Source organism: Flavobacterium sp., assembly GCF_049590715.1.
Classification (GTDB): domain Bacteria; phylum Bacteroidota; class Bacteroidia; order Flavobacteriales; family Flavobacteriaceae; genus Flavobacterium.
This window is the reverse complement of record NZ_JBAWDL010000094.1, coordinates 1-10,657: the sequence shown is the minus strand read 5'-3', so window position 1 is coordinate 10,657 and position 10,657 is coordinate 1. Positions and strand designations below refer to the sequence as shown.

Sequence of the window (10,657 nt, the reverse complement as noted above, 5' to 3'; positions counted from 1 at the left end):
CATACACTATAATATAGATACGCTTTCTTACTCTTACTTATATATAGTAGTAAACATTCTTAATTAACTGAATCTTCCTGATAACACCTCTACCCTAGCCCTGATAGTAGCAGAAATTCTTGTGGGGGCTGGCGTTTTGCCTCCACAAGAGTACTTCACTGTACCTTTATCTTTATTAGGAGTTCAGTGAACTTCGTTTAAAACGGATAGCAGGATTAGCTCCTGAAAAAGGTAAATATTGACCACCAAACTTAAAAAAAAAAAAAACATAAAAAAAAAAACCGCCAAATAAAATTTGACGGTTAAGATAAAAAAATAAAACTATACGTGTAATGCTCTATTATCAGTTGCAGCTAATGCTGCTTCTTTGATCGCTTCAGCGAATGTAGGGTGCGCATGTGACATTCTTGAAATATCTTCAGCAGACGCTTTGTACTCCATTGCTACCACAGCCTCAGCAATTAAATCAGCTGTTCTTGCTCCAATCATGTGAACTCCTAAAACCTCATCAGTTTTCTCATCAGCAAGGATTTTTACAAAACCGTCCAAATCTCCACTCGCTCTTGCACGACCTAAGGCTTTGAAAGGGAAGCTACCTACTTTATATTTAGTTCCAGCCGCTTTTAATTGCTCTTCTGTTTGTCCAACAGCAGCAACTTCTGGCCAAGTATAAACTACACCTGGAATTAAGTTATAATCAATATGTGGTTTTTGTCCCGCTAAAATTTCAGCAACCATTGTACCTTCTTCTTCCGCTTTGTGCGCCAACATTGCGCCACGAACTACATCGCCAATGGCAAAAATGTTAGATGCTGAAGTTTGTAAATGATCGTTTACTTCAACTTGACCTCTATCAGAAATTTTCACTCCCGCTTTATCAGCGTTCAATCCATCAGTATAAGGACGACGACCTACAGATACTAATGAATAATCTCCCTCTAAAGTTACGATTTCACCTTTAGCATTTTCTGCTTTAACAGTCACCACATCACCAACTCTTTCAACAGACTGTACTTTGTGAGACGTATAAAATTTCATTCCTTGTTTTTTCAACACTTTAGTCAATTCTTTAGACAAAGAGCTATCCATTCCTGGAATGATTCTGTCCATGAATTCTACTACGGATACTTGTGCTCCTAAACGCAAGTACACTTGTCCAAGTTCGATTCCGATTACACCACCACCGATGATCACCAAGTGTTTTGGTACTTCTTTCAAAGCCAGAGCTTCAGTCGAAGTGATGATTCTTTCTTTATCTAATTTAATAAATGGTAAAGAAGATGGTTTAGAGCCCGTAGCAATAATGATGTTTTTAGCTTCAATAGTTTCCGATGTTCCATCCGCTTTTGCGATAGCTACATGCGTTGCATCAACAAAAGATCCTAGACCATTGAAAACAGTCACTTTATTTTTATCCATCAAATAGTTGATACCACCTGAAGTTTGATCCACTACTGCTTGTTTACGAGCAATCATTTTTTCAAGATTGACTTTTACTTCCCCAGAAAGTTCGATTCCGTGGTCTTCAAAATGCTTAATTTCAGCATAATGATGAGAAGATGATAACAATGCTTTTGATGGAATACATCCAACATTTAAACAAGTACCTCCTAGAGTGGAATATTTTTCGATAATGGCTGTTTTAAACCCTAATTGTGCACAACGAATAGCTGAAACATATCCGCCTGGTCCAGAACCAATGATGACAACGTCAAATGAACTCATAGTATATTTTTTATGTGTGTATTATTATTTTTGCGATTACAAAATTAAGGAATTAAGTTTTGTTTAAAGTTTAAAAAACAAGATATTTTGTTAGGTTTTTGTATACTAATATCTGATTTAAAAACGAAATATAATATCCGAAAATATTTTATACAAATACAAAAAAGTACTACACTCAAGATTTAATTATTGAGTTTAGCACTTTATTTATTTTTACTAAAAAAACTATTTTACTTCTGATAATCCACGGGTTAACCAGCCTCTTTTATTTGCTGTTACTAAGGCATATGGAGCAATCCAAAATAAGCTAAAAGTATAAAAAATACTATATGAATAAGCCCAAAATGATTCTGATAAATTATATCTCTTTGCATAGAAGAAAACTGAAAAACTAGATACAATTAAGATCCCTAATAGTGTTGAACTCAAAAACAATAAAGGATGCATTATGATAAGAAACAACATAAACACTAACAATGGATACGTCATGATGATTCGCAGGGATTGATTTAAGAATAACAGTCTAGTTCCAAATTTAGTACCTTTTCGGAAATTTTTGAAAACATATTGTGACATCATAATATTTTCTCTCACATTGCTTCTGCCCCATCTTATAAACATTTTATACAAACCCGTATATTCTTCAGGAACATTCGTGAGTACAATCGCATTTCTTTGAAACAATACGTGATGTCCTTGCTTTAAAATCATATTCGTCATTGCTCTATCTTCACCAATATCCGAAGGTTCGCCCATAAACGTTTGATTTATCCAATCCTCAAGACATCCAAATACAGCTTTTCGACTATATGCTGCTGCCGCACCAGGAGTACACAAAACCGAATTTAGTTTACTTTCTGCTGAACGCATGAACTCAAAACTCATCACAAAACTCACATTCAACATTTTAGGGATTATTGCTTTTGAATTGTTTAAAACTTGTACATTTCCTGCAACGGCACCACAGTTTTTATCAGTAACAAAAGGACTTACTAAATTTCTTAAAGTATCTTTTTTTACAATTGAATCACTATCAACAGTGACAAAAACTTCTCCCGTACCCAATTGAAATCCGCGATATAGTGCGTGTCTTTTTCCTTTATTTTCTGGTTGTTTAAAAATAGTGAGGCGATCTCCTAATTTTAATTTTGCTTGTTGCATCCAATACCAAGTATCGTCTTTACTCCCATCATCAACGGCCAAAATCTGCATTTTTTGTTCTGGAAAATCACTTAATGACAAACTCATTAAGGTATCCCAAACTTGTTTGCTTTCATTATAAGCAGGCACTATTACCGTAACTGTTGGTAACAAATCATCGTTGACGGATTCGATAGGTTTGTATTTAAAATAAAGATAAAGATTATACAGAAAAACGCTAACTTGAAAAAACAATAAGAAAAGAGTTAGAATAAGAAAACAAAATCCAAAAGTAGAATCTATCCTATCAACATGAAATTGATCAAAATCAGTTTGCATCTCATAAACTGAAAAGGCTCCTGCAATCATTAGTATAAAAGAACTTAAAAGTATCCCTACACCCATGGTACTTGTTCTCTTTTCGGTATTTCTTTTAATTATTTTTTTTTGAAAATTAAAAGCCGTTTTTGGTTTGTTGTCCGTAAATCTTACATTTCCATTTGAAGAAAAAAATTGTTCAGAAGTAATAGTGTCGCTTTTCATTGTAGTCTTGTTATTGTTTTTATCGTGGCTTGTTTTCTCCCTTTATTCCTATTCATTGTAGAAAACAAAATGAGTAAAAAACAGCCTACTTGCTCAGTAACAAGGGGTATGCCAATTTGAAAACTTACTAATTATCAGGTAATTAATAATTTAAAGCAAAATTAATAGTGTGTAATTTTGTTTCTCAGTGGGTAAATTTTACACACTTCAATGGGTTTTTGAAGTTTTAATTTATTTGAATACAAATGTGATTTTGAAATTTAAAAAAATTTTAAGGTATGTTTCCTCATAACTCACAACCCTTAACCTACAATTCCTAACTCCCTTTCAATCGTTCTGAAAGTCAAATTGATTCGGGGTTTCAAAACTTTTTTAGTAGGTGGCAAACGGTGTAGCCAATGCGTTTGGGTTTGGTCTTTCATCACTAATAGGCTACCATTCTCTAAAAAGATAGAGATAGCCTCCTTAGTCTCTTTATGTTTGAAAGCAAATTTACGTTCTGCTCCAAAACTCAACGAACCGATGGCTCCATTCTTTTTCAGGTCTTTTTCGGCATCACTGTGCCAAGCCATTCCTTCTTCGCCTGAATGGTATAAATTAAGTAAACAGGAGTTGAAAGTTTCTCCTGTTTTGGCTTCAATAATGGATTTGAGTTCTGATAACGCTTCTGTCCATGGCAAAGCTTTCTTAGTTGTTTTAGAATAGGTGTAACTAAACTCGGAGTCACCATACCAAGCTACTTTTCGTTTGGTAACAATGAGTTTTCCCATAATGATAGCTTGGTCATTCTTCCATTCGATTTCGTTCCATAACGCATCAAAATACCGATTAGCTTCTTGATTTGAAAACAATGGCCCGTAATAATGGACTGTTCCGTCTTGTGGAAGCCAATTGTGCGTGGGGTCGATATTTGGTGTGAATAAGTCGAGCATTTTTTTATTAAAGGTTCTGAGTTACTGAGATTCTAAGGAACTAAGTTTTTTTTACTGCAAAGACATAAAGATAGTAAGACTTTTTTAAACATAAAGGGCACTAAGAAGGCACAATCTGTTTTTTTTCAACCATATAAGACATATAAGTTTTTCTCTTTAGCCTTATATATTATATAAATAATTGAAAGAACATATAAGTCTCATTTGCTTAAAGGCGACCAACAAAACACCTTGATAACATTACTTTAGGAAATTTTACATTTGTATAATACAACTTATATGGTCTTATATTTCTACTACAGTTTTAATTTTTTCAGCATGCCATAAAGTAAAAAAACGTATATGTGTTATATGATTAAAAAGAAAGCCATCTATTTTTTAAACTTTAATTCTTCAAACAGCTTCTCAAAATACTCACAGGATGTTGTGCTTTACGGTTCGTTCCATCAAAAATCTGGTGACGGCAACTGGTTCCTGCTGCGGCGATTTCAATAGTTTTAGCTGTGTTTCTTATTTTTGGAAACAAGGTATCTTCTCCCATTTGCATACTGATGTCGTAATGCTCTTTCTCGTATCCAAAAGAGCCTGCCATACCGCAACAACCAGAATTATAAATCGTTACTTGATTGTTTTTAGGCACATTCAACATTGCAAAAGTAGCTTCTACGCTGCTTAATGCTTTTTGATGGCAATGTCCGTGTATTTTTATTTCTTTGGAAACATCCGAAAATTGATCAGCCTGTATGTTGCCTTTGGTTATTTCATTTTTGAAAAACTCTTCGATAGTAAACACGTTGTTAGCTAGTTTTTCAGCTTTTGGTTTGTCATCCACTAATCGTAAATATTCATCTCTAAAACTCAAAATTGCCGAAGGTTCGATTCCGATTAATGGTATCTCATTTGAGATTAAAGGTGCAAAAATCTCTACATTGATATTTGCAATTTCTTTCGCTTCTTCTAAGAAACCTTTGGATAAATAGGCTCTTCCACTCTCTTCATGATTAATCATAATCACTTCATATCCTAAAGATATTAAGAGTTCAAATGCATCTATTCCAACAGAAACATCATAATGATTCGTGAATTCATCACAAAACAAATAGACTTTACCACTAACTAAAGTCGTTTGGTGAATGGATTCTTTTTGGTCGTCATACCAATCTTTGAAGGTTATTTTAGAAAGTCTTGGCACTTCTCTTCGGAGTGAGACACCCATCATTTTTTTAACAATCGGCAAATTAACCATATAATTGGCAAACGATGGAAAACCTGATGCCAATTGATTCAATTTGGCATTATTAGCAAAAATTCTAGAACGCAATGAAAAGCCATTCGCTTTTTGGTATTGGTACAAAAACTCGGCTTTCAAAGAAGCGATATCTACGTTACTAGGACATTCGCTGGCGCAAGCTTTACAGCTCACACACAAATCAAAAACTTGGTACAATTCCTTATGATCAAACTTATTGCCTTTTTCTGAGTTTGTCAAATAATCTCGCAAGGCATTGGCACGCGCTCTTGTGGTGTCTTTTTCATTTCTGGTGGCGCGATAACTTGGACAAAGCGTCCCTCCTGCTGATGGTAATTTACGGCAATCACCTGAACCGTTGCATTTTTCGGCTGCACGCAATACTCCTAAACTATCGGAGAAATCTTGAAGTGTTTGTATTTCTGGTTCGTCTCTTCCGGGTTCAAAACGCAGGTTTTCGTCCATTTTTAACGCATTAACAATTTTCCCCATATTCAAAACAGAATACGGATCGAAAGCTAATTTGACACGTTTGAGTAATTCATAGTTTTTCTCGCCAATCATAAATGGCAAAAACTCGCCACGTACGATTCCGTCACCGTGTTCTCCACTAAGGGAACCTCTATATTTTTTGACAATTGTAGCTACTTCGGTAGCGATGTTTCTAAATTGGTAAACACCTTCTTTAGTTTTTAAATTCAGTATTGGACGCAAGTGGATTTCACCTGCACCAGCATGTGCGTAATAAATTGCCCCTTGACCGTGACGTGCCATCATTGCAGAGAAATCAGCGATATAATTAGGCAAGTCACTCAACTCTACGGCAGTATCTTCAATAGAATCCGCTGCTTTATCATCACCAACGATACTTCCTAAAAGTCCCAATCCTGCTTTACGAAGTTCGTTTATTTTATCAATATCCGTCCCGTAAATTTTAGGCAAAGCATAACCAAAATGATGCTGCTCTAAGTCGGCTACCAATGCATTTGCTTGTTTTTCGGCATCTTCCATACTTTCATATGAACCTACTTCAAACATCATTACCGCTTTGGGTTCACCCACAATAAAAAATCTATTTTTAGCTTGTTCACGATTGGTTTTGGTACAATCTAAAATGGTGTCGTCCATCATTTCACAGGTGTACAAATGATGTTTCATAGCTAGTAAAACCGACTCTAAGCTTTCTTGAATGGTTTTGAAATGAGCAACAACCATCACATTATTTGTGGGTGGCAACACATCAACTTTCAAGGTTACTTCGGTAGTAAAAGCTAGTGTTCCCTCGCTTCCGCAAAGGAGTTTTCCCACATTGATTGTAGGTTCCGTTCCTCCAAACAAATCCGAATGCAACAGAATATCTACCGCATATCCAGTATTTCTTCGGTGAATCTCTGGTTTTGGAAACTGACTTTTTATTTCTTGCTGAGTCGCTTCAACCGACAACTCCTCGTATAATTTTTTATAAATTTGATTTTCAAGTGTAGCGCCTTTCGTCTTTTCGATAAATTCCGCCGAAGTCAGTTCGCCAAAAACCACTTCAGACCCATCACTTAAAACAGCTTTAATCTCAATAATTTTATCACGGGTAACACCATAACGAATCGAGGTTGTCCCTGAAGAATTATTTCCTACCATTCCACCAATCATACAACGATTAGAAGTTGATGTGTTAGGACCAAAAAACAATCCGTGTGGTTTTAAAAACAAATTCAATTCGTCGCGAATCACACCTGGCTGTACAGTAACGGTTTTCTTATCCGCATCGAATGAAACGATTTCTGTAAAATGTTTGGATACATCGACAATTATCCCGTTTCCAACAGTTTGACCAGCCAATGATGTTCCAGCGGTTCTTGGGGTTAATGATAGTTTGTATTCTCCAGCAAAACGAACAATTTTCACAATATCAGCCACCGTTTTAGGTAAAGCTACTGCTTGTGGCACTAGTTTATAAGCTGAAGCATCAGTGGAATATAAAATTTTATGGAGTTCGTCATACAAAAGTGTTCCTTCTAACGATTTTGATAACGATTTGAATTGTGATATAAGCGACATGAAATCCTTTGTTTATGATATCTAGCAAATATAAATATAATCCCTAGAAGTCAATGATATTCTGTTGTGACAATATTTGTTAAATTTTGAAGTTCTAAAAATAGTGTCCAGACGACATGGACAGGACAAATGTATGAGTCAAAAAAAAAAAAAAACCAGATTCGCAATTTTTTTCTTCTAATCTTAAATTTTGATTTTAAAAATTCATGCATTTGACCTAACGAAATGGATTAAACATTAAAAAAATAGTTTTTAACATTAAAAAAGTACTTGACATACTTCTCTTTAAAACTTTTTACTATTTTTGCACCACTTTTAAAAAACAACAGCATTGAAACTTTTATTTGCAACCTTATTGTCACTGACTCTTTTACTTCCTTCAATGGGTAGTATGGTGATTTTTATGCAATTTAAAGTAGCCCAAGATCAAATTGCTCAAACAATTTGTGTACAACGTGCTAACATCAATAATAGTTGTAATGGTCGTTGTGAACTTCAAAAAAGTTTAAAAAAATACGAAGACAACGAAAAAAGAATGAATAATACTAATTTGAAAGAGAAAACAGAATTAGTTTATACTGCTGACACTTTAGAATATACACTAGCTCCATTGGTTACTTTCCTTAAAGAAAGAACACCAGTAACACATTTTTCTCAAAATCCAATACGGATTTCGTTTGCTATTTTTCACCCTCCCCTCGCGTAAATTATAATTTTAGGAATGCTGTATATGCAGAATTCAAATGTTTTTGGCTTAAAGCCAAAAAAATCTATGTATTATAATTATTTAAAATGAAAAAAATTATCATTCTACTGGTATTAGTAGGACAATTCATTAACGCACAAAAAAAACAAGTAGATACTACTCAAACAGAATTAGACAACGTATTTATTACTGCAAACAGAACCAAAACTCTACGTCAAGAAACGCCAGTTGCTATTAGTAAAATCAATTATAAAACAATTGATGAGGCCAAAGCTTCAGCCTTATTCGAGATCGCTAATAAAACGCCTGGTGTAGTAATGATCAATCTTGGTAATGAACAACATGCCATGTCAATCAGGCAACCTATTTCCTATTCTAGTTACTATTTATATCTTGAAGATGGTTTGCCTATTCGACCTTTAGGAATTTTTAATCACAATGCTTTATTAGAAATCAATCAATTCAACTTACAATCAATTGAGGTAGTAAAAGGGCCTGTTTCTTCTTTATATGGTACTGAGGCTGTAGGCGGTACAGTGAATTTAATTTCGCAAAAGCCATCGTACTATCCTGAATTTAAATTTGGAGTTCAAGCCGATCAATGGGGTTACAAACGAATTCAAGCAGCAGCTGGGGCTACTATTGGAAAAGTAGGTTTTCATATTGCTGGAATTTCGAGTCTTCAAGAAAATTCTTGGATGGCACAATCCGATTATAAAAAAGATAATTTGAATATTAGAGTAGATTACCACATCAATGACAATACGCGTATGATAAGCAATACAATGGTGGGAAGTTACTATTCAGACATGAGCGGTAGTGTGAATGAAAACGATTTTAATAATAGAACCTACACCAGTACTTCGGATTTTACGTATCGAAAATCAGACGCTTTGCGTACACGTTTGACATTAGAACACGACTGGAATACGAATTCAAGTACCTATTTAACGGTTTATCACAGAGATAACAAACTGGGACAAAATCCTTCATACGGTATTCGTTGGAATCCAACGGTAAATCCAACTACTGCCACTGGAGAAGTAAATTCAAATAACTTTAAAAGTTATGGCGCAGTAGCACAACATACACAAAAATTTGATTTTTGGAAAACAACAATGGTTAGTGGTGCTTCTTATGATTTTTCACCCGTTACGTATTGGTCGTATTTATTAGATATTAAAGCTACTTTAAATCCTGGTGAAACAGGTAAACAAACCGTAAACAAATATGAAATCGTTGCAGAACATCCAGAAATTAAATTAGCTGATTATACCGCAGACATATACAATACAGCCGTTTTTGAACAAATTAGTTTTAGCCCAATTGCTAAAACAATTGTTACTGTTGGTGGTCGTTATGATGCTATGAAAATAAAGTATGATAATGCTTTAGACAAGTCAAATGGTACTAAAACCTATGATAAATTCACATTTAAAGCGGGAATCAATTACAATCCATTTAAACAAGCAGGATTTTACGGGAACTATTCTCAAGGATTTGCACCTCCTGGAATTACTTCTATTTTTAGAGCAAAATCAGGAACGGGTGGAAATACAGGAACACCAGCTCAGTTTTATTATAATTTAGATCCTGCCACTTTTGAAAATTATGAAGTTGGTGGATGGTTGAGTTTATTAAAAAACAAATTGAGTTTTGATTATGCTCTTTATTATATGGAAGGTACTAACGAATTATTGAGTATCACACTTGAAGACAAATCAACTGATTACCGTTCAGCAGGAGAAACTAGACACAAAGGAATTGAATTTGGTTTTAACTACAAACCCAATACACAATGGAATTTACGTGTAGGCGGAACTGTTGCTGAACACCGTTATATTGATTTCCAAGTTTCAGACAAATCTACAGATCCTTTACAAAACTTAAGTGGTTACGAAATGCCACAAGCACCAAGATGGTCAGGAAATTCAGAAGTTACGTATTACCCAAACTGGTTGCCTAATTTCAGAGCTGGAATCGAATGGCAACTCATTAGTAGTTATTACCAAGACCAAGTAAATACTGTAAAATATGCGGGGTATAATTTATTTAATGCGCGAATTGGGTATAAATACAAAAGCATTGAAATCTACGGTAACATTATGAATCTAACCGATAAATTGTATGCTTATAATGCTAGTAGAGGTAATTTAGCCAGTTCGCAATCTACATTTACCGCTGCAGCTCCAAGAACTTTTTTAGTAGGATTGCAATACAATTTTTCATTGAAAAAATAAACCAAAATGACAAAGTCAAAAAACAAAAAGTGGTCTAAAAAAATCAAACAGAACATGTACAAATGGC

The 10,657-nt window shown here is 34.5% G+C and carries 6 protein-coding genes; 2 read left to right on the top strand and 4 right to left on the bottom strand.

Annotated features, from left to right (window positions below):
- Positions 1–321 precede the first annotated feature (321 nt).
- The 4 genes from lpdA to WBQ70_RS04595 all read right to left on the bottom strand — a co-directional run bounded on the left by lpdA (position 322) and on the right by WBQ70_RS04595 (position 7,644).
- Complete coding sequence (gene lpdA / locus WBQ70_RS04610) at positions 322–1,725, bottom strand: dihydrolipoyl dehydrogenase (RefSeq protein WP_423911211.1); 1,404 nt, start codon at positions 1,723–1,725, stop codon at positions 322–324.
- Positions 1,726–1,950: 225 nt separating this feature from the next.
- A complete protein-coding gene (locus WBQ70_RS04605) occupies positions 1,951–3,408 on the bottom strand; it encodes a glycosyltransferase (RefSeq protein ID WP_423911209.1) in 1,458 nt (485 codons plus the stop codon).
- Between the two features lie 302 nt (positions 3,409–3,710).
- Positions 3,711–4,340: an alpha-ketoglutarate-dependent dioxygenase AlkB family protein gene (locus tag WBQ70_RS04600; protein WP_423911206.1), complete on the bottom strand. Its 630-nt coding sequence runs from the start codon at positions 4,338–4,340 to the stop codon at positions 3,711–3,713.
- A 385-nt stretch (positions 4,341–4,725) separates the two neighbouring features.
- Positions 4,726–7,644: an FAD-binding and (Fe-S)-binding domain-containing protein gene (locus WBQ70_RS04595; RefSeq protein WP_423911203.1), complete on the bottom strand. Its 2,919-nt coding sequence runs from the start codon at positions 7,642–7,644 to the stop codon at positions 4,726–4,728.
- Between the two features lie 331 nt (positions 7,645–7,975).
- On the opposite strand from WBQ70_RS04595, the gene WBQ70_RS04590 reads away from it, so the two are divergent.
- Entirely contained in the window at positions 7,976–8,350 is a 375-nt protein-coding gene (locus WBQ70_RS04590) for a hypothetical protein (protein WP_423911200.1), read from the top strand.
- 86 nt (positions 8,351–8,436) lie between these two features.
- On the top strand, positions 8,437–10,590 hold the full coding sequence (locus WBQ70_RS04585) for a TonB-dependent receptor (protein ID WP_423911197.1): 2,154 nt from the start codon (positions 8,437–8,439) through the stop codon (positions 10,588–10,590).
- The last annotated feature ends 67 nt before the right edge of the window (positions 10,591–10,657 follow it).